This is a genomic window from Xylophilus ampelinus (genome assembly GCF_003217575.1).
In the GTDB taxonomy this organism is placed as follows: domain Bacteria; phylum Pseudomonadota; class Gammaproteobacteria; order Burkholderiales; family Burkholderiaceae_C; genus Xylophilus; species Xylophilus ampelinus.
Window position 1 is genome coordinate 1 of sequence record NZ_QJTC01000031.1, and the last position, 24,416, is coordinate 24,416.

General features: G+C 69.1%; 15 protein-coding genes and 1 pseudogene. 2 read left to right on the top strand and 14 right to left on the bottom strand.

Annotated features, from left to right (window positions below):
- Positions 1-554: 554 nt before the first annotated feature.
- A pseudogene (locus tag DFQ15_RS15500) lies at positions 555-1,529 on the top strand (tripartite tricarboxylate transporter substrate binding protein).
- 21 nt (positions 1,530-1,550) lie between these two features.
- On the opposite strand, the gene DFQ15_RS15505 reads toward DFQ15_RS15500, so the two are convergent.
- From DFQ15_RS15505 to hda, 14 genes are all read right to left on the bottom strand, one after another.
- Positions 1,551-2,240 carry a glycosyltransferase gene (locus tag DFQ15_RS15505; protein ID WP_110466846.1) on the bottom strand — a complete coding sequence of 230 codons (690 nt, stop codon included), beginning with the start codon at positions 2,238-2,240 and terminating at the stop codon, positions 1,551-1,553.
- On the bottom strand, positions 2,237-2,905 hold the full coding sequence (locus DFQ15_RS15510) for a class I SAM-dependent methyltransferase (protein WP_110466847.1): 669 nt from the start codon (positions 2,903-2,905) through the stop codon (positions 2,237-2,239). The genes DFQ15_RS15505 and DFQ15_RS15510 overlap by 4 nt, the downstream gene beginning before the upstream one ends.
- Positions 2,906-3,020: 115 nt before the next feature.
- A complete protein-coding gene (locus DFQ15_RS15515) occupies positions 3,021-3,791 on the bottom strand; it encodes a PIG-L deacetylase family protein (RefSeq protein WP_199399897.1) in 771 nt (256 codons plus the stop codon).
- Positions 3,779-4,855, bottom strand: a complete 1,077-nt coding sequence (locus tag DFQ15_RS15520; RefSeq protein WP_110466848.1) for an acyl-CoA dehydrogenase family protein — start codon at positions 4,853-4,855, stop codon at positions 3,779-3,781. Before DFQ15_RS15520 ends, DFQ15_RS15515 begins: the two co-directional genes overlap by 13 nt.
- A 232-nt stretch (positions 4,856-5,087) precedes the next feature.
- Positions 5,088-6,548 (bottom strand): glycogen synthase GlgA, encoded by a 1,461-nt coding sequence (gene glgA, locus DFQ15_RS15525; RefSeq protein WP_110466865.1) that lies wholly within the window; start codon positions 6,546-6,548, stop codon positions 5,088-5,090.
- Complete coding sequence (locus tag DFQ15_RS15530) at positions 6,545-11,674, bottom strand: malto-oligosyltrehalose synthase (RefSeq protein ID WP_158529085.1); 5,130 nt, start codon at positions 11,672-11,674, stop codon at positions 6,545-6,547. Before DFQ15_RS15530 ends, glgA begins: the two co-directional genes overlap by 4 nt.
- A 138-nt stretch (positions 11,675-11,812) precedes the next feature.
- Positions 11,813-13,684 (bottom strand): malto-oligosyltrehalose trehalohydrolase, encoded by a 1,872-nt coding sequence (treZ, locus tag DFQ15_RS15535; protein WP_110466850.1) that lies wholly within the window; start codon positions 13,682-13,684, stop codon positions 11,813-11,815.
- Positions 13,681-15,900 (bottom strand): glycogen debranching protein GlgX, encoded by a 2,220-nt coding sequence (gene glgX, locus DFQ15_RS15540; RefSeq protein WP_233504549.1) that lies wholly within the window; start codon positions 15,898-15,900, stop codon positions 13,681-13,683. Before glgX ends, treZ begins: the two co-directional genes overlap by 4 nt.
- A complete protein-coding gene (locus tag DFQ15_RS15545) occupies positions 15,897-17,243 on the bottom strand; it encodes a glucose-1-phosphate adenylyltransferase (RefSeq protein WP_110466852.1) in 1,347 nt (448 codons plus the stop codon). The genes glgX and DFQ15_RS15545 overlap by 4 nt, the downstream gene beginning before the upstream one ends.
- A gap of 10 nt (positions 17,244-17,253) precedes the next feature.
- The gene (gene glgB, locus DFQ15_RS15550) at positions 17,254-19,161 is read right to left on the bottom strand and encodes a 1,4-alpha-glucan branching protein GlgB (protein ID WP_233504550.1); all 1,908 of its coding nucleotides are present in this window, start codon (positions 19,159-19,161) and stop codon (positions 17,254-17,256) included.
- Between the two features lie 329 nt (positions 19,162-19,490).
- Positions 19,491-20,006 (bottom strand): 2-amino-4-hydroxy-6-hydroxymethyldihydropteridine diphosphokinase, encoded by a 516-nt coding sequence (gene folK, locus DFQ15_RS15555; protein ID WP_233504551.1) that lies wholly within the window; start codon positions 20,004-20,006, stop codon positions 19,491-19,493.
- Positions 20,003-21,685, bottom strand: coding sequence for a polynucleotide adenylyltransferase PcnB (pcnB, locus tag DFQ15_RS15560; RefSeq protein ID WP_110466854.1), 1,683 nt, complete (start codon positions 21,683-21,685; stop codon positions 20,003-20,005). The genes folK and pcnB overlap by 4 nt, the downstream gene beginning before the upstream one ends.
- Complete coding sequence (locus DFQ15_RS15565; protein ID WP_110466855.1) at positions 21,682-22,410, bottom strand: HAD family hydrolase; 729 nt, start codon at positions 22,408-22,410, stop codon at positions 21,682-21,684. The genes pcnB and DFQ15_RS15565 overlap by 4 nt, the downstream gene beginning before the upstream one ends.
- 46 nt (positions 22,411-22,456) lie before the next feature.
- On the bottom strand, positions 22,457-23,152 hold the full coding sequence (gene hda / locus DFQ15_RS15570; protein WP_110466856.1) for a DnaA regulatory inactivator Hda: 696 nt from the start codon (positions 23,150-23,152) through the stop codon (positions 22,457-22,459).
- 209 nt (positions 23,153-23,361) lie between these two features.
- On the opposite strand from hda, the gene purM reads away from it, so the two are divergent.
- Entirely contained in the window at positions 23,362-24,408 is a 1,047-nt protein-coding gene (purM, locus tag DFQ15_RS15575) for a phosphoribosylformylglycinamidine cyclo-ligase (protein ID WP_110466857.1), read from the top strand.
- The last annotated feature ends 8 nt before the right edge of the window (positions 24,409-24,416 follow it).

Sequence of the window (24,416 nt, forward strand, 5' to 3'; positions counted from 1 at the left end):
AAGCAAGACTCTCGCCTCACCCACCAACCCCGCTGCGATCAGCAGAGCCTCAAATTCTAGCACGGCTTCTTAAACACCGTCAAACTCTTTTCGCTTGCGCACAATCCAACCCGACCACCGCAAACACCGCCTAGGCAGCTCCGCAACCAGTCCGCCAAATCCCGCGCAGACCTCAATCGTACACCGGAACTCAAAGCCGCCCAGCGGCATCTTGCAATACCGAAGCACGTTCTTCGGCTTGCTCACCTCGCTGCGCATCGACCAGCCCCGAAATACCGCCTTAATGCAGCGAAGCCTTCAAATGTAGCACAGTCCGGGACATCTAACGACGCGTATGTCGCCAGGGTCAATTTACCGTGCGCCATCTGTTGCACCTAACCATCCTGCCTGGCAAGAGCGATGCCCCGGGCGGGGGCTCCATGCCCGCTACCTGTAACGCGACGGAAGTTTTTTCCCTTGCCGCGGCGCTATGTCCCGGTGCCGCCCCATATCGGACGGACAGCACCAGGTAAGTGCGCGTTCCCACGGCAGATGCTTCATCACAATAGATCGTGATGAACCGCCGCATGCTCCTGCTCTGCGTCGCCGCTGCGGCTGCGGCTTTTCACCTGCCCGCTTTCTCGCAAGTAACTGGGGGCCGGCCGATTCGGCTGGTCGTGCCCTACGCGGTGGGCGGCCCGATCGACGTGACTGCGCCGGTGCTGGCCGAAGCGGTGCAGCATTCGCTGGGCCATGTGATCATCGACAACAAGCCGGGAGCCGGCGGCAACATCGGTGCGGACGCGGTGGCCAAGGCCGCACCGGACGGACTGACGATCGGCATCGCCGCGACGGCCACGCACGCGGTCAACCCATGGCTCTACATCCACATGCCCTACGATGCGGCCGCGGATTTCGCGCCGATCACGCAGATGGTGCGGGTCCCGAACGTGCTGGTCATGAATGCCGAAACGGCGCAGCGCTTGCACATCTCCAACGTGGCCGATCTGATCGTCTACGCGAAGAAAAACCCGGCCAAGCTCAACTATGCGAGCGGCGGCAACGGCAGCGCCGGGCGTCTGGCTGGCGAAGAAATGTTCAAGCAGCAGGCCGGCATCTATGCGCTGCACGTCCCGTACAACGGCGGAAACCCGGCGCAGCTGACGCTTCTGTCGGGCCGAGCGGACTTCGACAATCTTGCGACGGCTGCATCGAACATCCGGTCCGGCAGGCTCTAGGCCCTCGCCGTGACGACCGCACAGCGCAGCCCCGTCCTGCCGGATGCGCCGCCCGTGGCCGATACCCTGAAGGGTTTTGCGATCGCCACATGGTGGGGGCTGGTGGCGCCGGCCCGCACGCCGCACGAAGTGATCGCGCGGTTGAACCAGGCGTTCGTGGCCGCCTTGCAGGCCCCCGAAACGAAGACCCGGTTCGCCCGTCTGCTGGCCGATCCGGTCTCCGGCAGCCCGCAGGAATTCGCCCAGTTCATGCAACGGGAATTGGCCAAGTACCAGCAAGTGGTCAAGACGACCGGCGCCAAAATCGACTGACCATCGCGTCGTTCGACGCGTTCAGCCAGCGATGGCTGCGTGCGCGGAAGTTGTGCCCGCAGGTACCGCTTCCCACTGCATGCCGAGCCAATGCGAAAAACCCGCCGGCGCACGCGCCAGCCGTCGCGCACTGGTCAAGACATGCGGGTCGCGCACCCAGGCGATCGATGCCTGCTGCGACAGCAGCATTTCCACCAAGCGCACATCCTCATGTGCGACCAAGGACATAAACCCGCCCGCCAGTCGGTACGACGCGGCCGAAACGCCGAAGTTGGCACCATGCACGTGGCGATGGCCATCGCGATCCTGGTAATGCGAATAGAAGGCTTCGGCCACGTGGGCGGGATACTCGCGCCAGTCGTCCACGCCGATCGTTCCGCACACCGCGTCGCTACCGCAGGCGAGCTGCACCGTGATCCAGTGCGGTGGAACGCGGGTGTCGGCGTCGGTGCAGCACATCCACCGCACGCCGAGCGCCAGGAGATAGTCCGCGCCCGCGGCACGGGCCGCGCCGACGCACCGGACATCCAGTGTCAGCACGTCGCAGCCCGCGGCACGGGCGATGGCGGCGGTATCGTCGTTACAGGCATCGGCCACCACCACGATCCGGACCGGCTCGCCGAGCACGTGGCGCGCCGCCTCCTGGATGGAAGCCAGACACGCCTCGATCTCCAGGGCTTCGTCGTGTGCCGGAACGCATACGCCGATCATGCGGACGCCCCCTCCTGCGCAAGGGCCTCCTGAGCCCCCCCTACAGCAGCGACCGACGCATCGCCACCGCGCTGCCAAACGTCGATGCGCATATCGTCGTCCTGCCATCCACCGACGCGCAGCAGGTGCAGCTGCTGCAATGCTGCGCCGTGCACCGCGTCGCCGCTACGGTGGGCATCGCCGATGCGCGCACGCCAGTGGCACATCAGCAGATGGCCGCCTTCGTGCAGCGCCTCCGGCACCCATGCGAGAAACCGGTCGAAGGCGTCGTCGTCCAGGTAGTAGGCCAACTCGGACACCACGACCAGATCGCTCCGTTGTGCCGGCCACTGCCACGGCAAATACCACTGCTCGACACGGACGTGGGGAAAGGAGGCCAATGCGTGCCGCGCACGCTCGACCGCCGGGGCGCTCGCATCGCTGGCCACCAGACGGTCGCACCGGCCCGCCAAGGCGACCGAGTTTCCACCAATCGAGCATCCGGGTTCGAATACCGATGCATACCGCTCTCGCGGAAGGGCGGCCATGATCAGACCGGTCTTGCGTCGCTCATACCAGCGGGAGCGCACGCCCCACGGATCGGATCGGTCGCGGTGCAGCGCGTCGAAATGCGTGCGTACCTGATCGGGTGTTTCCGCAGATCGTTCGATCACGGCGCTGTTCATCGCCGAGCCTGTTTCTGTGCTGCGCAAAAGCGTGACACAACAACGGAGCCGACAATCATCATCGGACCGGCCGTTCGTGCATGCGCCACGCGGCCCGCGCACGTGCCACAGCCGCTCATGCCAGCAACCATTCGGTCGGCTGGCGCCATACCGACAGGGCCTGCGGCGTCAAGACCGGCGGTGTGTCCGCGTCGGCCTGCAGCTGGCTGCCGAATGCTGCCATGGCCTGCTGCTTGGCCGCAGCGAACACCGGGCTCACCACAACCTGCTGCATCCGCCGCCCTCGCAAGCCCTGGTGTGCGGCATGGCCGGGCACCAGCGCCCACACCGGGAATTCGATGCAATGGGCACCGGAGCTGCGCGCGGCGGCCAAGGTGGCGCGTGCGCAGGCTTCGTGGTCGGCATGGCCGTCATGGCGCCAGGTCACGAAGACGGTGTCGTCGCTGCGAAGTTGCAGTCGCCGGGCCAGGTGCTTCTCGTGGTCGGCGACCCCGCCGTCCGGAAGTCCGAGCCGTTCGACCGTCGCCCGGATGCCCAGCCGGGCCAATGCCCGCTCGGTCTCGAGCGGCCGCTCCGACCGCAGGCGATCCGGGGTCCATTCGGCTGAGCGGGGATGGCTGCCCTCCCCGTCGGTCACCGCATAGATGTGGATGGCGTGGCCGCGTGCGCAGAGCTGCGCCAGCGTGGCCCCCAGCGCCAGCACCTCGTCGTCGGGATGCGGCGCTACCAGCACCACCCGGCCGGGACCGTAGGGCCCCACAGGCACAAGGGACGCAGGCGCGACCTGCAACGCAGGCCGGAGCGCCGGTGCGGATGGACGCTTGTCGGGCCGCGGATCCCAGGCACGGGCGGCAAGGGGTTTGTGCATCGCGATCACAGCATCCATGGCGTGTCTCCTTCGTGGGCTACGCGGGCGCCGAGCGCCGCCAGATCTCGTTCGGCGTGGCTCTGCCGGAGGAACACGGTCAGGTCCGCGACGCGGCGCGCATGCGCGGCGTCGCGGCAGAGCGGCCCGGCGCCCAGCGCTCGGCCGGTATGGTCGATCACCCCCTGCGCGGCCGTTTCGACCACGGCGCGTAACCGCAGTGCCTCGCGCTGGCCGAAGGCAGGCCCGCCGCCGCCGCGGTGCAGGTCGATGGCATCAGCAGCTTCGCGCAGTGCCAGGGCGGACGATGCCAAGGATGCATCCACCGCCCCCAGCGCCGCCAGTACAAAAGGGTCTCCCTGCGCGCGGCCACGTGCAGCGCGCTCCCGCAGCGGCTGGGCGATCGCGACCGCGGCACCGTGCCAGCATGCGGCGATACCGGCTGCGCCGTGCCAGAAGCCGATACGGTCGACATAGCTGCCGACGCCGCCGACGGACTCGGCCGGCACGTCGTGGAACAGCACGTCCACGCTGTCCGTCTGGGCCATGCCGACTGCCGACCATCCTTCCCGGGTCATCTCGATTCCCGTGGATTCGAGCGATACCGCAAAGAGGCGGAGCTCGCCTCCCGCATCGCGGGCGCCGACGAGCGCGGCATCCACGCGCGCGGCGCCGGAGCACCAGCTTTTGCATCCCTGCAACCGCCACGCACCGTCTGCGGCCTGCGCGGCATCCAGCCGTCCGGGGCCTTCCGCTGCCCAGACCGCCCACAAGGGCTCGGCAGGCAGCGCCAGCCGGTCCACGATGTCGCAGGCCGCGCCACACAGCTCTTCGAGAATGGACAGAGCATCCAGATGCGGCTCGAACAGCTTGCCGACGACCACGTCGCAACCGGTGATCGCAGCCAGCCATCGGAAGCGGCGCAGCGTCCCGTGCGCACGGGTGGTGGCCGTCTGTGCCTCGGCTGCGAAGGCACGGGCCATGTTCCGCAGCGGGGCAGCATCGCCAGGACCGCCGAAGGCATCGAGAGACACCAGGCAGGGCAAGGGCCCCAGGGCGGCGGCCAGTTCGGATTCGCGATGCATGCCGCACGGTAGCCCGTGGCAGCCACGCGGCTTGTCAGCGGCTGGCGAGTCGCCGTGTGGGACGCGCATCGCCGGCGCGGGGCACGTCGGGGCAGGCAATAGCTTCAGACCGCTTTGAACTAGGAGTGAAAACAGGCCGAAGCCAGCATAATGCAACGACCTATTGCTAGATTAATAATAGCAAAACACGGCGAGCATTCGCGGGCGCCGCCTCGCCGCCTCGCCGCCTCGCCTAGCGGCTGCTGCGCAGGCTTTCGTACAGCGCGGCATAGCGCTTCGCGCTGACCTGCCAGCCGAAATCCCGCCGCATGCCGTTGCGCCGCAGCGCCTGCCACAGCGGCTTGTCGGCGAAGGCGAAGCGGACCCGGTCCAGACCTTCGGTCAGGGCGAGGACGGTCGGCTCCCGGATCACGATGCCGGTGCCGGCCTGCTTGCCGGCCGACAGGTCGACGACCGAGTCGGCCAGCCCGCCGGTGGCATGCACCAGCGGCGGCGTGCCGTAGCGCTGGCTGTACATCTGGTTCAGGCCGCAGGGCTCGTAGCGCGACGGCATCAGGAAGACATCGGCACCGGCTTCGATCCGGTGGGCGCGGGTTTCGTCGAAGCCGGTCTGCATGCTCACCTGCGTCGGATGTGCAGCGGCCGCCGCCCGCAATGCGTTCTGCAGCGCGGCATCGCCCTGCCCCAGCACGACCAGCTGCCCGCCCTGCGCCAGGATCCATGGCAGGGCACCGACGATCAGGTCGATGCCCTTCTGCTCGGTCAGCCGGCTGACGAGTCCGAACACCGGCGCGTCGGACGAGACGGTCAGGCCGCAGTCGCGCTGCAGCACTGCCTTGCAGACGGCTTTGCCGCCCATAGTGCCGATGCGGTAGCGCTTGGGCAGCAGGGGATCGACCTCCGGGTCCCACACGTCGGTGTCGATGCCGTTGAGGATGCCGTGCAGCCGGTCGGCCCGCGACTGCAGCAGGCCGTGCAGGGCGACGCCCAGAGCCTCGGTCTGGATTTCCTTGGCGTAGGTGGGGCTGACCGTCGTGATCGCGTCGCAGAACAGCAGGCCAGCCTTCAGCATCGAGACCAGACCGTAGAACTCCACTCCGTCCACATGCCGCCATTCGGAGGGGATGCCGAGCATGTCGGCATCGAGCATCCAGAACAGGCCCTGGAAAGCCAGATTGTGGATCGTGATCGTGCTGGCGGCGGTGGCCAGGCCCTGCTGACGCGCCAAGTGCAGGTAGAACGGGGCCAAGCCGCAGGTCCAGTCGTGGCCGTGCAGGATGTCGGGCAGCCATGCGGGCCAGGGCGAGCCCTCGGTCGACAGCCAGGCACCGACGCGGGCCAGGAAGCCGAAGCGCCGGGCGTTGTTCCAGTGGTCCCTGCCCTGCGCGTCGAGGTAGGGGCCGCCGTCGTGGTCGTACAGCTCGGGGCATTCGAGCAGCAGCAGGGTCACGCCAGCGGGCTGGGGCACGCTGTCGATGCGTGCGGCAGGCCAGCCGTCCCGCGCCGGAATCTCGGCCACCGGGGTGCGCGGCATATCGGCAGGCAAGGCCGCGAACGCGCGGTACGCGGGGATCAGCACCCGCACGTCGTGACCCAGGGCGGCCAGCGCGGGCGGCAGCGCACCGCTCACGTCGCCCAGGCCGCCGGTTTTGACCCAGGGCGCGTACTCCGGCGTGAGGAACAGGACGTTCACGCGGCCTCCATCCACCGGGCCGGCACCAGCACCGCGAGCGGCAGCGTCTTCAGCACGACCGCCGCGGCCAGGCCGGTGCCGTCGGCCACCACGACGACCGGCGTACCGGTGATCCAGTCTACCCAGCCGCCTGCCGGTGCGGACGTCTCCGCACCGGGCAGCACGACGCGCGTGTCGCTCCAGGCCGCGGTCCACCCCCTGGCATCGCCCCGCGGGTCCATGCTGCGCAGGAAACGCCCGGCGACGGTGACCGCCACCGATTCGCCGCTGCCGCGCTGGAACGCGACCAGCTGCCTGGCATGCGTACCGGTGGCGGCCAGCGGCAGGTAGCCGCCCGCGGCGAAGACCTCGGGGTGCGCCCGGCGCAGCTGCAGCAGCCGCCAGGTGACGAGCTGCTTGATGCGGCCGTCGGCATACCCGTCCAGCAGCGCATCCCACTGGGCCGCGCCCGGCAGCGCGCCGTCGGCGTACATCGGCTGCAGCGTGTCCAGCGACGCCGCCAGGGCCGCGAAGTCGACCTTGCGGCGGTTGTCGGGATCGACCAGGCTGAAGTTCCACTGCTCGCAGCCGTGGTAGATATCGGGCACCCCGGGCGCGGTGAGCTTCAGCGCCACCAGCGACAGGCTGCTCCAGCAGCCGAAGGGCGCGATGCGGTCGACGAAGGCCTGCACGTCCGCCAGCAACGCGGCACTCCTCGCGGGATCGAGCACGCCGTCGACGTAGGCCGCCAGCGCCGTCTCGTATCCCTCGTTAGGATCGACCCAGCTGGTGCTGCGCTTGGCTTCCCGCACCGCTTTCTGCATGTAGGCCTGCAGCCGTTCGCGCAGGTCCTCGCGCGCAGCGTCGCCGGGACGCACCAGCGGCCAAGCGCCGAGCAGCGTCTGCCAGAACAGGTATTCGTCGTTGGGCGTCGGCGCGGGCGCATCGTCCACCTGGCCGCGCAACGGCACGGCGGCGGCATGCCAGCGCTCCAGCGCGGCATGCCACTCCTGCGGGATTTCCGAGAGCACGTCGATCCGGGTGCGCAGGTCTTCGGACCGCTTGCTGTCGTGCGTCGATGTGCCCAGCAGCCAGTGCGGGCGCGAGGCCATGTCGCTGCCGTTGACCTTGTGGAACTCGTCGACCGACGTGCCGAAGCGCCGCGGATCGCCGCCTACGTCGTTGAGGGACACGAGCCGGTTGTAGCGGTAGAAGGCCGTGTCTTCCATCGCCTTGGCCATGACCGGCGCGGTGAACTGCTGCCAGCGCGAGATGAAGCGCATGGTGAGCGCCCGGCGCGCCGGGTCGGCGACGTCGCAGGCCCCCAGCAGCACGCCGCGCAGGTGCTCGATCACCGACACCTCGGCCCCCGCGCTGCGGCGGCGCGCCTCCCGCACCGCGCGGTCGATCACCGCCGTGTCGGCCGGGCGCACTGCGCTGTCCTGCGAACGGATGTAGGTACGGTAGACCGGGAAGCAGGCGGCCACCGTCGCCATCGCCTGGCTCAGGCGGTTGCGGGTGAAGTCGCAGCTGCGCCGGTCGCTGCGGGCGATGCGGTAGAGCGCCTCGGTCAGCCAGCCCAGCTCGCTCGACAGGGCGTTGTAGATCACGTGCAGCTTGGCCTCGAAGACGATGTCGTCGAAGCGGTCGTGCTCGCCGGTGAAGCGGGCGTAGAGCGCGTCGAAGGCAGCTTCTTGCTCGCGGTCGACGAACAGGCCGTTGACCAGGCTGGAGAAGCGGTAGCCGGTCCCGCCGTGCACCGGCCACTCGCGCGGCAGGGCTTCGTCGGCGTCCAGTATCTTCTCGACCACCAGGTACAACGCGCGCCGGCTGCGGCCCTCGGCATCGGCCTGCGCGGCGTAGCGGCCCTGCAGCCGCTCGAAGTAGCCGCGCGGGTCAGACAAGCCGTCGGGATGGTCGATCCGCAGGGCGGCGATGCGGCCGTCCTGCAGCCAGCGCAGCACCCGGCGGTGGGTGGCGTCGAACACGTCTTCGCGCTCCTGGCGCACGCCGGCCAGCGTGTTCACGTCGAAGAAGCGGCGGTAGTTGACGTCGTCGCCCGCCACCCGCCAATAGGCCAGGCGGTAGGCCTGGCGGCGGATCAACGCATCGAGACCGTCGAAGCTGGCGGGCTCTCCCGGCGTCCCGTTCAGCAGCTTCAGGCAGGCCTGGATCCAGGTTTCCAGCCAGGCGTGGGTACGGGCCATGCGCGCCAGCGAGCGCTTGTGCAGCGGCCGGTCGCGGTCGCGCGCTGCCCGGCCTTCGGGCGACAGGTCGCTGCGCGGCGGCAGTGTCGCCAGGGCATGCAGCAGCGATTCGACCACCGCGTGCGCATCGCGCTGGGCCTCGTCGAAGGCCACCGGCATCGGCAACACCGCGAGGATGGCGGGGTAGTCGCAGGGGTCGATCGGAAAGCGGTGGTCGTAATAGTTCAGCCAGAACTCGCCCGTCTCGGCCACGAAGGCGGTGTGCAACTCGCCCGCCTCCAGCACCCGGCCGTAGTGGTCGCCCAGCACCGGCAGCAGCACCTTGCCGGCCATCTCGGGCGCGGCGGGTTCCCATTCGATGTCGAAGGTCTCGGCGTGGCGGGCCGAGGGGCCGTTCTCCAGCACGTCGAGCCACCAGGCGTTGTCGGCCTCGAGCACGCCCATGTGGTTGGGCACGATGTCGAGCATCTGGTGCATGCCGTGGCGGCGCAACGCGCGGCACATGCGGTCGAAGGCCTGCTCGTCGCCCACCTCGGGATTGAGCGCGTTGTGGTCGACGATGTCGTATCCGTGGGTGCTGCCGGCCCGGGCCCGCAGGTAGGGCGAGGCGTAGAGGTGGCTGATGCCGAGCGCATGCAGATAGGGCACCACCGCGGTCGCATGGTCGAAGGTCAGGTCCGCCTGGAACTGGATCCGGTAGGTGCTGCTCGGAATGCGTGCGGTCTCCAGCGCCGGCAACTCCCCCGCCTCCACCGCCGGCTGCTGGAACGAGGCGCTGCGCCGCGCCCGGAGCACCGCGGCGACCGACGCCATGCGGGCGTCCCCGGCCAGGTCTTCCACCTCCACCGACAGCTTGCGGCGCCAGTTGGGAAACACGTCTTCCGACGTGCCGGGCACGTTGACCTGGAGCTTCTGCTGGGTGATGTCTTCCAATTGCACGCCGAGCAGCAGGCACGGCGTGCGCGCGATGAAGGCGTGCACCGCATCGACGAAGGGCGGCGTGCTTTCGGGCAGCGACGTGGGATGCACGTTGACGCCGGACGGCAGCAGGCCCTCGCGATCGAGCGCCAGCAGCAGCTGGACCCGGTCGGACGAGCGGTTGAGCACCTGCTGGCCGTGCGCCTGCGCATCGGGGTAGAGGTGCAGCCGGGCCTGCAGCTCGATGTCGTCGCCACTCCAGAAGCCGCTCAGCGTGGGCAGATCATGGGTACTGACCACCGCCAGCGCCTGGGGCCGCCACTCTTGCGGGGGCACGAAGCCGCCGTCGAAGGTACGCTCGAAGAACAGCGGGCGGTAGGACAGCAGCGAGCGCTCTTCCATCGCCTCGCGCATCCGGGGCGCGACGTTGCCCAGGTCCTCGCCCACCACCATGCAGCGCTGCCGCACGCTCTCGAGCGCCAGGATGCCCAGCAGGTCGTCCAGCGGGTAGCTGACGTAGGAACCGCCCGAAGGCGCGATCCAGAACAGCCGCATCAGCCCCATCACATGGTCCAGCCGCAGGGCGCCGGCGTCGCGCATGTTGGCGCGCAGCGTGTCGATGAAAGGCTGGTAGCGGCCCGCCATCAGGGTCTGCGGATTGAGCGGCGGCAGGCCCCAGTTCTGGCCCAGCGCGTTGAGCGGATCGGGCGGTGCTCCGACATGCATGCCGAGCGCGTAAGCAGCGGGCCGGGTCCAGGTTTCGGAGCCGCCCTCGTTGACGCCCACGGCCAGATCGCGGTAGAGGCCCAGACCCATGCCGAGCGCGATCGCCCGGCGGTGCGCGGCGTGCAGCTGTTCCTCGGCCAACCACTGCAGCCAGGCGCGGAAATCGACCCTCTCGGCATGCGCCTGCGCGAAGGCGGCCACGGCCGGCGCGCCGGGCGAGCGGTAGTCCTCGGGCCACACCGGCCAGCCCCAGACGTCGGGGTCGAGCGCGAAGAAATGGGCCTGCAGGGCCTCGAACAAGGCGTGGTCGCGCAGCGCCTCGCCGCGCGCGCGCAGGAATTCGTGGAACTGCCGGGCCCGCTCGGTTTCCGCCGCGACATGGTGCTGGAGGAAGTGCGACCAGAGCAGCTCCAGGACGCCCATCTTGGTGGCGGCGACCTGCGCATAATCCACCAGCTCGGTCGCGCGCAGCTCCCGCAGGCGGTGCTGGAAGTCCTCGCCATCGACCAGACGCCGGGCCTCTGCGCACTCGTGGAATTCGGGCACGCCCTCCACGTCCAGGTAGATGGCGTTGAGCATGTTGCGGCTCGACGGGCTGTACGGGCTCGCCACCTCGGGGCGGTGCGGGAACAGCGCGTGCAGCGGGTTGAGCCCGACGAAAGACGCGCCCTGCCGCGCCATGCCGCCGACCAGCACCCGCAGATCGGTGAAATCGCCGATGCCCCAGTTGCGCGCGGACCGCAGCGCATAGAGCTGCACGCACGGACCCCACCAGCGTTCGCCGGACTGCAGCGCCGGCGGGATGAAGCAGCGCTGCGGCGTCACGATCACGGTGCAGTAGCCGGCGTTCTCTTCGGGGCCGTCGAGCCGGTGGTAGCCGCACGGCAGGCCGGCCGGCAGCACCACGTACTGGCGTCCGTTGCCGCCGCGGTGGCTGCGCAGTTCCTGGCGTGCGCGTCCTTCGACGGTGAAGTACCAAAGGCTGTTGTCCGGGGTGTGCGGGTCCAGGCCGATGCCGTGTTCGTCCGCCCCCTCCCGCAGGACGACCACCGGGGGCAGCGTCTGCTGCATCTGCGCATCGGCGTGGGCGACGAGCGAGACGTGCACCTGCGCATCGTCCGCGGCCGACACGCCCATGGCCTGCAACGCCCGCCGCAGCGTGCCGTCGAGCACGGCGCGCTCCACTCCGTAGAAATCGCTCCAGTGGCTGGCGAGGCCGAGTTGCGCGGCCAGCCGCAGCAGGCCTTCGCGGTCGTCCTGGGTGGAAAGCGCACCGGGCGCGGGCGTATCGGTCACAAGATGTCCTGTTATGGTCGTTGCGACAGCTTACCGGCTGCCAGGAACCTCCGCTGCAACAGCGGCGAGTGGCCGTGCCGGAGTGCTGACGAGGCAGCATGGCCGGCCGGCGAAAGCGCAGCCCGTCTCGAATGGACTTCAGGTCTCGCGGCCCCAGGTCCAGCGGGCCGACCAGGGCGCCCACACGGTCGGCTCGATCGCATCGACCGCGAACACGGACTCGGCATCTGCCAGCGGCGACCACGGGGATACCTGGCCCGCCGTCCACGGCGCGGCCTGCATGTTGGCCTGCAGCTCGATCGCTTCGCCGCCGTGGTAGCGCCACCGCAACACGAAGGTGCGCTCGCCCAGCATATGGGTCTCGTGCGCTCCCGTCCTGAGCCTGCTTTGACGCGGGACGAACCAGCTGCGGCGGGCGACGAGCACGCGGGCGATGAATCCGCGGACGGCCTGTCCGCTTTCGGAGGCGGCGAACGCCCAGTCGAGCCGGCTGGCCTCGAAAGTGCTGCGCTCGCACGGCGCCGGCGGCTCGCCGGTCTCGCCGTTGGCGCGTTTGGCGAAATGACCGAAATCGCGCAGGCGCCCTTCGGTGACCGCATCGCGCAGATCGCCTTTCCAGTCGGCGAAGTACAGGAAAGGCGTGCGTGCGCCGAACTCCTCTCCAGCGAAGAGCATCGGCGTGGCCGGCGTCAGCAGCACCAGCGCGGTCGCCACCGGCACGGACGCGGGCGGCACCATCTCGACCATGCGTTCGCCGAAGGCGCGGTTGCCGCTCTGGTCGTGGTTGTTCAGGAAGTTGACCATCGCCCCCAGCGGCTGCGCCGGCGCCTGCTGCAGTTCCTGCCGGGCGCCCTGGGGGCTGCGTTCGGCGCCCTCCCACAGGAAGCCGTTGGCCAAAGAGCGGGCCAGCAGGGCCACCGGCCGGTCGCCGTAGTCCCGGTAGTAGCCGGCGTCTTCTCCGGTCAGCACCACATGCATCACATGGTGGAAATCGTCGTTCCACTGGGCGTCGTAACGGCCTGCGCTGGGCAGTCGGTGGCGGCCGTTGTCCTCGTTCTCCAACACCAGATGCACATGCCGGTCCGGGCTGCCGTCGCGGACCCGATGCGCCAATTCGTCGATCACGTCGAGCGCGCTGTCGTCCACGATCGCATGGATCGCGTCGAGCCGCAGCCCGTCGAATCGGTACTCCTGCAGCCAGTAGAGCGCGTTCTGGACGAAGAAGTCGCGCACCGTGTCGCTGCCCTCTCGGTCGAAATTGAGCGAGTTGCCCCAGGGGTTCCTGTGCACCTGCGAGAAGAACTGCGGCGCATACGTCCCGAGGTAATTGCCGTCCGGGCCGAAGTGGTTGTAGACCACGTCCAGGAACACCATCAGCCCCTGCCGGTGCGCGGACTGGATGAAACGCTTGAGCGCTTCCGGGTCGCCATACGGCGCGTGCGGCGCGAACGGCAGCACCCCGTCGTAGCCCCAGCCGAACGCGCCCGGGAAATCCGACAGCGGCATGAGTTCGACCGCGGTGATGCCGGTCCGGGCCAGCTCTTCCAGCTTGGCCTCGGCGGCTGCATAGGTGCCCTCCGGAGTGAAGGTGCCGACATGCATTTCGTAGATCACCGCCTCGGCCCACGGACGGCCCCTCCAGTCGGTATCCCATGCGAAACGGCACGGATCGACCACGCAGCTCGGACCGTGCACGCCTTTCGGATTGAACCGGGAGGCCGGATCGGGCACGACGAGGCCGTCCGCGACGCGCCACTGGTAGAGGGTCCCGGCAGCCGCATCGGACACGGTGCATTCGAACCAGCCGCCCTGCGCGGCGGTGGCCGCATGGGCGCGCAGCGCGCCGCCGTCTTCGGAGTCGTGCACCAGCAGCTCGGCCGTCTTCAGCGCCGGCGCCCATAGCCGGAAACGCACGCCGCCGTGCGGCAGCAGCGTCGCGCCGAAGGGCATCGCGTGGGCATGGCGGCCTGAATTGCCGTGCGAAGCCGGCGCGTGCACGGCCTCGGTCATGGGTGCACGGGCTGGGTCAGGACCACCATCGAATGGGCGGGCAGGCTGTGCTGCTCGCCGGCATGCCACGGCGTGATATCGGCCACATCGCCTTCGACGACGGGTTGCCCGTCTGGTGTCGCGGTGTCGATGCGCGGCGTCCAGCCGGCGGGAGCGCCCGCGTATTCCGGCATGGTGAAGACGGTCTCGTCCGGCGAAGCATTGATCAGCATCAGGACCGAATCGCCGGTGACCTCGTCGCCGTTCTCGCCCACCTCGGCGGTACGGGCGCCGTCGAGCAACGCGACGACGCAGCGCACGCCCGGACTGGTCCACTCCTCCTGCGTCATCTCCAGGCCCCACACGCTGTACCAGCCGATGTCCTTACGGCCGGCCTCGTCGGCGTTGCCGCCGAAAAAGCGCGTGCGCTGCAGCACCGCATGGCTCTTGCGGAAGGCCGAGAGTCGGCGCACGTACTGCACCAGCGGATCCTCGCGCCGCGCGGCCGACCAGTCGTACCAGCTGATCTCGCTGTCCTGGCAGTAGCCGTTGTTGCTGCCGCCCTGGGTGCGGCCCATCTCGTCGCCGCCCAACAGCAGAGGCACGCCCTGTGACATGAACAGCGTGGTGACCATGTTGCGCTTCTGGCGTTCGCGCAAGGCGGTGATCGTCTCGTCGTCTGTCGGGCCTTCCGCGCCGCAGTTCCAGCTGCGATTGTGGCTCTCGCCGTCGCGGTTGTCTTCGCCGTTGGCCTCGTTGTGCTTCTCGTTGTAGCTGACGAGGTCCTGCAGGGTGAAGCCGTCGTGCACCGTGACGATGTTGACGCTGGCCAGCGGGCCCCGGCGCGAGCCGCCGAACAGGTCGGCCGAGCCGCACAGCCGGGCCGCGAACTCGGGCAGCGTGCCGTCCTCGCCGCGCCAGAAATCGCGGATCGCGTCGCGGTACTTGCCGTTCCACTCGGCCCACGGTGCCGGGAAGCCGCCGACCTGGTAGCCGGTCGGGCCCACGTCCCACGGCTCCGCGATAAGCTTCACCTTGGCCAGCACCGGGTCCTGCTGGATGACCGAGAAGAAGGCCGAGCGCTGGTCGAAGTCGTTCACTCCGCGACCCAGGGTCGAGGCCAGGTCGAAACGGAAGCCGTCGACATGCATCTCTTGCACCCAGTAGCGCAGGCTGTCCATCACCAGGCGCAGCACCAGCGGGCTGGAGCTGTCGAGCGTGTTGCCGGTGCCGGTGTAGTCGACGCAGAAACGGCGGTCTTCCGGGCTCAGACGGTAGTAGCCGGCGTGGTCGATGCCCTTGAAGCTGAGCGTCGGGCCCAGGTGGTTGCCTTCGCCGGTGTGGTTGTAGACCACGTCCAGGATCACCTCGATGCCGGCCGCATGCAGTGCCTTGACCATGGACTTGAACTCGTTCACCGCGGCGCTGCCGCCCGAGCCGTAGCGCGGCTCGGGTGCGAAGAAGCCCAGCGTGTTGTAACCCCAGTAGTTGACCAGGCCGTCGTTGACCAGACGCTCGTCGTCGATGAAGGCCTGCACCGGCAGCAGCTCGACCGAGTTGACGCCGATCTGCTTCAGGTGCGCGATCGCGGCATCGGATCCCATGGCGGCGTAGCTGCCGCGGATAGGCTCCGGCACGTCCGGATGCTGGCAGGTGAAGCCCTTCACATGCACTTCGTAGAAGACCGTCTTGTTCCACGGCACGGCCGGCGGCGTGTCGTCGCCCCAGTCGAAGGCCGTATCCACCACCACGCACTTGACCGCATCGGCGCCGTTGTCGGTTTCGTCGAAGGCGAAATCCTCTTCCTCGGTGCCGGGGACGTAGCCGTACTGGTCGGCCGCGCCGCGTAAAGGCCGGTCGAGCGCCAGGGCGTACGGATCGAGCAGCAGCTTGTGCGGGTTGAAGCGCAGGCCTTCCTCGGGCTGGTACGGGCCATGCACCCGGTAGCCGTAGCGGGTACCCGGAGCACAGCCGCGCAGATAGCCGTGCCACACGTCACCGGTGCGGTCGGGCATGTCGACCCGGGCGATCTCGGTGCTGCCGTCCTCCGAGTACAGACACAACTCGATGCGCTCGGCGGGCACCGAATGGATCGCGAAGTTCGTACCCTTTCCGTCCCAACGGGCGCCCAGGCACTGCGGCGAGCCGCGCTCAACCCGTTCGTAGCCCTGTCCGGCCACCGGTGCGTTGTCACCCGCCATTGCCTGTACCTTTGCGTTGTCTGAAGAAGCGTTCATGCCGTGGCCTTGGTCAAATTGAGAGTGGGGAGGGAAAGCGAAGTGTTAGCCGCCACGGGTGTGTCGGCGACGTGCCGGATGGAAGCCGACGGAGCAGGCTGGGACCGGCACCGCTCGTGCCGCCGCGTCGCGGCCGAGAAATAGCCGCCCGGCACCACGACGATGCCGCTGTCGGTGACGTGGAAACGCTTGCGGTCGGTCTCCGGGTCGAAGCCGATCCGCTCGCCGGCCGGAATCTCGTTGTCGGTGTCGACGATGGCTCGCCGGATGCGCACGCCCTGGCCGATGACCGAACGCTCCATCACGATGCAGTGCTCCAGGTGCGCGTCGCGCTGCACCGTCACCGCACGCCGCAGCATCGCATGGTCGAGGACCGCGCCGTCGACGATGCAGCCCGAGCCGACGACCGAGCGGTTGATGGCGCCGTTCTCGATCTGCGCCGATTCCGACGGATCGTGGCTGGCATAGATCGGCCATTGCCGGTTGGTCATGCGGAACTTGGGCGTGACGCCCAGGGTATCGAAATGGGCGTCGAAGTAGGCGTCGATCGTGCCGACATCGCGCCAGTAGCCGTGTTCTTCGTAAGGCGCGGTGCCGGGAATCACGTTGGTGTCGAAGTCGTAGGCGAAGAGCCGGTGACTCTCGACCATCTTCGGCAGGAGGTGCTTGCCGAAATCGCTCTCGCCGGTGGAGTGCGCGCGTTTCAGCGCCCCGATCAGCACGTCGGCGTCGAAGATGTAGTTGCCCATCGAGGCCAGCGCACGGGTGCTGCTGCCCGGCATCGGCGCGGCAGTCCGGGGCTTTTCCTTGAAGTCGGTGATGCGGTGCTGCGCGTCGACCTCCACCACGCCGAACTGGTCGCATTGTTCGAGCCGCACCGGCAGCGTGGCGACGCTCACGTCGGCGCCCGACTGCTGGTGGAATTCGATCATCTGGCGCACATCCATGCGGTAGATATGGTCGGCGCCGAAGACGGCCACGATATCGGGCCGGAAGCTCTCGATCAGGTGCAGGTTCTGGTAGACCGCATCGGCCGTGCCCTGGAACCACTCGGGACCGTTACGCATCTGCGGCGGCACCACGGTCACGAAATGGTCGGGACCGAAACGCGGCATCGTCCAGGCGGTGCGCACATGCTCGATCAGCGACTGCGACTTGTACTGCACCAGCAGGTAGATCGAGAAGATATCGGAGTTGATCAGGTTCGAAAGCACGAAGTCGACCACCCGGTGCTTGCCGTTGAACGGCACTGCAGGCTTGCAGCGGTCGGTCGTCAGGGGATGCAGCCGGGAGCCCTCGCCCCCGGCCATGACGAAGGCCAGGACGTTCTTGGTACTGTGCATGGTCGGCTCCTCAGTTGGAGATGGATGGATTCGCGCTGCCCGCCAGCCGCGGCGCGGAAGACGTGGCGCCGCCATCGGAGAGCATCACCACTGCCAGCGGCGGCAGTGTCACCAGCAGGCTGTGGCCGTGGCCGCCGCAGGCGATCGGGTCGGCATCGCGGCCGCCCAGGTTGCCCATGCCGCTGCCACAGTAGATGGAGGCATCGCTGTTGAGCAATTCGGTCCAGTGGCCGCCGCGCGGCACGCCGATGCGCAGGGCCTGCACCGGCGACGCGGTGAAATTGCAGAGCACCAACACGTCGCCCTGGCCGTCGCCCGCATGGCGGAAGAAGCTCATCACCGTCGGCAGGCCGTGTTCGGCGTGGGCCCACGAGAAACCCTCGGCAACTAAATCGCGGCGGTGCAGTGCAGGCGTTTCGCGGTAGACGCGGTTGAGGTCCGCCACCCAGCGGCCGATGCCCGCGTGCAGCGGCCGGCCCCACAGGTACCAGTCGAGCGTGCCCTCGTGGGTCCACTCGGCTTCCTGGCCGAATTCGCCGCCCATGAAGAGCAGCTTCTTTCCGGGATGGCCCCACATGAAGCCGTACAGCAGCCGGAGGCCCGCCGCGCGCTGCCAGTCGTCACCCGGTTGGCGCTCCCACAGGCTGCCCTTGCCGTAGACGACCTCGTCGTGCGACAGCGGCAGCATGAAGTTTTCGTCGAAGGCGTACCAGAACGAGAAGCGCAGTTCGTCCTGGTGGTACTCGCGGTAGAAATGCGGCCGCTCGATGAAGCGCAGCGTGTCGTTCATCCACCCCATATTCCATTTCATGCCGAAGCCCAGGCCCCCGTGGTCCACCGGACGCGACACGCCGCCCCAGCTCGACGATTCTTCGGCGATCATGTGCACGTCGGGGAAGGCCGCGTACACGGCAGTGTTGAGCTGCTGCAGGAATTTGACCGCGGTCAGGTTCTCGTTGCCGCCATGCTCGTTGGGCAGCCACTGGCCTTCTTCCCGCGAATAATCGAGGTAGAGCATCGATGCCACCCCGTCGACCCGCAGGCCGTCGAAGTGGTAGTAGTGCAGCCAGAAGAGCGCGTTGCCGATCAGGAAATCGCGCACCTCGTAGCGGCCATAGTTGAAAATCAGGCTGTTCCACTCCGGGTGGAAACCCAGGCGAGGATCGGCATGTTCGTAGAGATGGGTGCCGTCGAAACCGCCCAGACTGTGCGCGTCGGACGGGAAGTGCGCCGCAACCCAGTCGAGCAGCACGCCGATGCCGTGCTGGTGCAGCGTATCGACCAGCGCCATCAGGTCCTGCGGGGTGCCGTAGCGGGCACTGGGCGCGTAGTAGCCGGTGACCTGGTAGCCCCACGAGCCGTAGAACGGATGCTCGGCTACCGGCATCAGCTCGACGTGTGTGAAGCCGAGTGCGGTGCAATGGGCCGCCAGGCGGTGGGCGATGTCGCGGTAGTTGAGGTAGGCGCCGTCGTCGGCGCGCTGCCACGACCCGAGGTGCACCTCGTAGACGGATATCGGCCGATCCAGCGCCTGGCGTGCGGCACGGCCGGCCATCCAGTCGGCATCGCCCCAGACGTAGTCGAGCGTGGCGACGCGCGAGGCGGTGAGCGGCGGGCATTCGGCCTGGAAGGCGTGCGGGTCGGCCTTGTCGAAGGCGTCGCCTTCCGGCGGCTGGATGCGGAATTTGTAGCGCTGGCCGATGTCGACATCCGGTATGAAGCCGTGCCACCGGCCGCTGCCGTCGGCGTTGCGCACGAGCGGCTGCGGCTCCCAGCCGTTGAAGTCGCCGATCACCCCGACGGCGCGGGCATTGGGGGCCCACACGCCGAACCGGACGCCGCGCTGGCCGTGCTGCGTATCCGGATGGGCGCCGAGCGTGGTGAAAGCCTGGTAGTGGGAAGAAGCCTGGATGGGCAAAGAGGCCGCACCAGGCGCTTGCACAGACGCGCCCCGATCCTCCGGCGTGGTGGAGACAGGAAGCGCGTCGTCTGACAATTGCATAGAAAACCTCGTCCGGAGAAGGGGCACGAAATGCCGTGCAGCAAGTGTGTGCTGCACTGCACCAGCCCAGCGCCGGACGGCAGTTTCTCGGTTTGTAGGCGTATGCCGACAGCCGGCCGGGACGAGATACTCTCCCGGCGCGCACGGCCGCCGTGCGAAGGCGAAGCACACGACGCCATGGCGCGTTTGCTATGTTTTTGATAGCTAGAAGTCGGCGCACTACATCGGCTGCGGCCCTTTTTCTCTTAGAAAGGCCGCTGCGGCATCTTTTCGATGGCCTGCCCCGCCACGGCCGCGAAGGCCTGCGCCGGCACCAGGGCCGGCGCGATCTCGGCCAGCGGCACCAGCACGAAGGCGCGATCGTTCATGCGCGGATGCGGCACCTGCAACTCCGGCAGGGCGATCTGTTCGTCGCCGTACAGCAGCAGGTCCAGGTCCAGCGTGCGGGGTGCGTTGGACCAGGGCCGGGTGCGGCCGGCACGGGCCTCGATGGCCTGCAGTTGGCGGAGCAGGTCCAGCGCGCAAAGCGATGTCCGGACCTCGGCCACCGCATTGACGTAGTCGGGTCCCGAGGCTGCGACCGGCGCGGTGCGGTAGAGCGCCGACCGTTTCGACACCTCGGTTTCCGGCAAGGCCGCGATCGCGTCGAAAGCGGCGACCACCGCGGCGAGAGCATCGCCCAGGTTGGACCCCAGGGCGACATAGGCCACCACGACGGGCGCCTCGCCCCCGGGGCTCGCAGGCTGGTCCAGGGCGGTCACAGCCCGTCGCTGCCGGTGCCGACGTCGCGCGGGCCGGCACCGCCGCCGGTGGGCTTGCGGCGGCGGCGTCGCTTGCGGGGCGCGCCGGTGGCATCGCCCTCCTGCGCACCGTCGGGCGCCGGCCGCTCGTCGGCGTCCTCCTGCGCGGCATCGGTCGGGCCTGCCATGGCGCGGGGCGGGTCTTGCGACGGCTCGGCGCCGTCCCGCTCGGGCGCGCGGTTGCGCGCACGGGGCGGGCGCGGCGCGGCGGCAGCGGCGCCCTCGCCCGCGGCCGGCTTGCGGATGTGGGCCTTCTGTTCCTCGCGCATCTGGTCGATCAGGTCCTGGCGGCGCAGGTCGTCGGCGGTGCTGAACTCCTGCCACCATTCGGCCAGCGCTTCCTCGACCTCGCCGATATCGGCGCGCAGCCGCATGAAATCGAAGCCGGCGCGAAAACGCGGCTGCTCGGCCAGGCCGTAGGGGGTGCTGCCGGTGCGCTTCTCGAAGCGCGGCTGCATCACCCATATCTCGCGCATGTCGGCGGCCAGCTTGCCGCGGCCCGACACGTCGCCGATGCGTTTGTCGAACACCTCGTCGATCGCCTCCTGCAGCGCCGGGAACACCGGCTGGCGCTGCTGCTCCACCCGGCGGTTCCAGCCGGTGCGCACGTCGTCCCACAGCACGGTGGCCAGCAAGAAGCTGGGCGCGACCGGCTTGCCTTCGCCCACACGGCGGTCTGTGTCGAGCAGGGCGGCCTTCACGAAGGGCTGGTCGGCGCGTTCCACCACCACGTCGAGCAGCGGGTAGATGCCGCGGGCCATGCCGAGCTTGCGCAGCTGCTCGACGCTGGCGATCGCGTGGCCGGTCTGCAGCAGTTTCAGCATCTCGTCGAACATGCGGCTCTGGGGCACGTCGGCCAGCAACGCCTGCGAGGCGACCAGGGGCGCACCGGTCTTGGCATCCAGCGTGAAACCGAGGCCGCTCAGCTTGGCGGCGAAGCGCACCGCGCGGATGATGCGCACCGGGTCTTCGCGGTAGCGGGTGGCGGCGTCGCCGATCATCCGCAGCGTGCGTTTGCGGGCGTCCTTGAAGCCGCCGTGGTAGTCCACCACGGTCTGGGTCTCGGGGTCGTAGTACATCGCGTTGACGGTGAAGTCGCGGCGGGTGGCGTCCTCGTTCTGCGGGCCCCAGACGTTGTCGCGCAGCACCCGCCCGGTGGAGTCGACCGCATGGGTCATGCCGGCCAATTCGCTCTTGCTGGTCTTCTCGTTGCCGGCCACCTGCTCGGCGGCGGCGTTGTCCATGTAGGCACGGAAGGTCGAGACCTCGATCACCTCGTGCTCCCGGCCCCGGCCGTAGACCACGTGCACGATGCGGAAGCGCCGGCCGATGATGAAGGCGCGGCGGAACAGGCCCTTGACCTGCTCGGGCGTGGCGTCGGTCGCCACGTCGAAATCCTTGGGTCGCAGGCCGACCAGCAGGTCGCGCACCGCGCCGCCCACCACGTAGGCCTCGAAGCCGGCCTGCTTCAGGGTGCGCACCACCTCGACCGCCCGCCGGTCCACCATATTCGGGTCGATGTTGTGCACGCTGGCGGGAACTTCCTCGCGCTTGCCGAAGCTGGGCCGCTTCGCGGCCTTGGCGCCAGCCGCGGACAGGGCCTTCTTGCCCAGCAGCTTGTCGATGAACTGTTTGATCATTTTTCTTCTTCGGTGGCGCCCACGGGCGCAAAGAGATCCAGGATGCGCCAGCCGCGCTCGGCGGCCAGGGCGCGCAGGCGCGTGTCGGGGTTGGTGGCGACCGGGTGGTCGACCTTTTCGAGCAGGGCCAGGTCGTTGAAGGAATCGCTGTAGAAGGTGGTCTCGACGTCGTTCCAGCGCCACCCGCGCGCGTCGAGCCAGGCCTCCATCCGCAGCACCTTGCCCTCGCGGGCCGAGGGCACGCCCTCGATCGCACCGGTGATCCAGCCGTCGTCGCCGCGGGCCAGGTCGACCGCGATCAGCTCGCGCACCCCGAGCGCCTGCGCGATCGGCCGGGTGACGAAGGCGTTGGTGGCGGTGACGATCACCGTCTCGTCGCCGGCGGCGCGGTGCGCCTCGACCAGTGCGCGGGCCGCCGGCAGCAGCGCCGGGCCGATCACCTCGGCCATGAAGCGGCGGTGGGCGGCATCGGCCGCATCGGGGCCCTGCAGCCGCACGGCGTCGGTGGCGAAGCGCACGTAGTCGTGGATGTCGAGCGTGCCGGCGCGGTACTGGGCGAAGAATTCCTCGTTGCGGCGGGCGAAGGCCACCGGGTCGGTCCAGCCGAGGGTGGTGGTGAACGCGCCCCAGGCGTAGTCGGAATCGAGCGGCAGCAGCGTGTGGTCGAGGTCGAACAGCGCCAGCCGGGGCCGCGACGAGGGTGAGGGGGAAACGGCGTCGGCCATGGCTAGGGAAGCGGGAGAAAAGGACGAGGAAGCGAAGCGGCCGAGTTCATTGGGACGCGAGCATCGCCTTGAGCAGAGGAATGGTGACGGCGCGCTGGGTGCGCAGCGCATAGCCGTCGAGGCTGTCGAGCAGCTGCATCAGGCTGCCCAGGTCGCGGCTGAAGCGGCTGAGCATGAAATCGACCACGTCGTCGCCCAGCACCACGCCGCGGGCGTCGGCCGCCTGCCGCAGCACCGCGCGGCGCTCGGTCTCGCCCAGCGGCTGCAGCTGGAACACATGGCCCCAGCCGAGCCGGGTGCGCAGGTCTTCCCGCAGCCGCAGGTCGGCCGGCGGCACGGCGCCGGCGGCCAGCACCCATCGGGCGCGGCCGTCCTTGGGCGTGAGGGCGTTGACGAACCAGTTGAAGGCGGTGTGCTGCTGACCAGCGTCGTAGAGGTGGACCTCGTCGAGCAGCACGGCCGTCCAGCTCTCGTCGTATTCGGTTTCGCCCGAGGCGGCGTCGAGCCAGCCGACCGTGGCGCCCTGGTCGCGCAGTGCCTGACGGGCGGCCTGCAGCAGGTGCGTCTTGCCGCTGGCGGCCTCGCCCCAGAGGTAGGCGGGCACCGGTGCCCGGCTCGCTTCGCCGGCACCGGCGCCGGTCCAGAGCTGAAGGTGCTCCAGCGCCGCCGCATTGGGACCGGGCCAGAAGTTCGCGAGCGTGGGGCCGGCGGCCAGGCCGATGTCGAGCGCGATCTGCTGCATGCGGACGTACCTCAGCGCGGCGCGCCGGGGCGCGGGCTTTGGAAGGGCGAACGGTGAAAGAGCTGCGGCATGGACGAGGGGCAAAGGAACGCCGGGAAGCGAGCCCTTAAAATCAGCCGCAAATTCTAGTCGCCCGGCGCCTGCGTGACCGGCGCACCCGCCCTGCCCTGACCGGCGCCCGTTTTCCCCTCCCTCCTCGACCACACGCCATGAGTTCTTCCGCGCCTTCCACCTCCCCCCTGTCGTACAAGGACGCGGGGGTCGACATCGACGCCGGCGACGCACTGGTGGAGCGTATCAAGCCGCTGGCGAGGAAGACGATGCGCGAGGGCGTGCTGGCCGGCATCGGCGGCTTCGGCGCGCTGTTCGAGGTGCCCAAGCGCTACAAGGAGCCGGTGCTGGTCTCGGGCACCGACGGCGTCGGCACCAAGCTGCGCCTGGCCTTCGAATGGCAGATGCACGACACCGTGGGCATCGACCTGGTGGCCATGAGCGTCAACGACGTGCTGGTGCAGGGCGCCGAGCCGCTCTTCTTCCTCGACTACTTCGCCTGCGGCAAGCTCGACGTGGATACGGCCGCGGCGGTCGTCGGCGGCATCGCCGAAGGCTGCGAGCTGAGCGGCTGCGCGCTGATCGGCGGCGAGACGGCCGAGATGCCCGGCATGTACCCCGACGGCGAGTACGACCTGGCCGGCTTCGCCGTCGGCGCGGTCGAGAAATCCAGGATCCTCGACGGCCGGGACGTGGCCGCGGGCGACGCGGTGCTGGGGCTGGTCTCGGCCGGCGTGCACTCCAACGGCTTCAGCCTGGTGCGCAAGGTGATCGAGCGCGCCGGCACCGACCTGCCCGCCACGCTCGACGGCCGGCCGTTCCGCGAAGCCATCATGGCCCCCACCCGCCTCTACGTGAAGCCGGTGCTCCGAGCGCTGGCCGCCCATCCGATCAAGGCGCTGGCCCACATCACCGGCGGCGGCCTGCTGGAGAACATTCCGCGGGTACTGCCCGAGGGCACCGCCGCCCACCTGCAGAAGGGCAGCTGGCCGCGGTCCGAGCTGTTCGCCTGGCTGCAGAAGGTGGCCGGCATCGACGACATCGAGATGAACCGCACCTTCAACAACGGCATCGGCATGGTGGTGGTCGTGGCCGCCGAGCACGCCGAGGCGACGGCCGCCACGCTGCGGGCGGCCGGCGAGCAGGTGCACCGCATCGGCACCATCGCCCCGCGCGGCGACGGCGCCGCCGTCGTGGTGGCCTGACCGTCGCG

Excerpts from the sequence above, each read along its gene's own strand:
- DFQ15_RS15505 (WP_110466846.1), bottom strand. The coding sequence starts at position 2,240 with ATGATCGGCGTATGCGTTCCGGCACACGACGAAGCCCTGGAGATCGAG.
- DFQ15_RS15510 (WP_110466847.1), bottom strand. The coding sequence starts at position 2,905 with ATGAACAGCGCCGTGATCGAACGATCTGCGGAAACACCCGATCAGGTA.
- DFQ15_RS15515 (WP_199399897.1), bottom strand. The coding sequence starts at position 3,791 with ATGGATGCTGTGATCGCGATGCACAAACCCCTTGCCGCCCGTGCCTGG.
- DFQ15_RS15520 (WP_110466848.1), bottom strand. The coding sequence starts at position 4,855 with ATGCATCGCGAATCCGAACTGGCCGCCGCCCTGGGGCCCTTGCCCTGC.
- treZ (WP_110466850.1), bottom strand. The coding sequence starts at position 13,684 with ATGACCGAGGCCGTGCACGCGCCGGCTTCGCACGGCAATTCAGGCCGC.
- glgX (WP_233504549.1), bottom strand. The coding sequence starts at position 15,900 with ATGAACGCTTCTTCAGACAACGCAAAGGTACAGGCAATGGCGGGTGAC.
- DFQ15_RS15545 (WP_110466852.1), bottom strand. The coding sequence starts at position 17,243 with ATGCACAGTACCAAGAACGTCCTGGCCTTCGTCATGGCCGGGGGCGAG.
- pcnB (WP_110466854.1), bottom strand. The coding sequence starts at position 21,685 with ATGATCAAACAGTTCATCGACAAGCTGCTGGGCAAGAAGGCCCTGTCC.
- DFQ15_RS15565 (WP_110466855.1), bottom strand. The coding sequence starts at position 22,410 with ATGGCCGACGCCGTTTCCCCCTCACCCTCGTCGCGGCCCCGGCTGGCG.
- hda (WP_110466856.1), bottom strand. The coding sequence starts at position 23,152 with ATGCAGCAGATCGCGCTCGACATCGGCCTGGCCGCCGGCCCCACGCTC.
- purM (WP_110466857.1), top strand. The coding sequence starts at position 23,362 with ATGAGTTCTTCCGCGCCTTCCACCTCCCCCCTGTCGTACAAGGACGCG.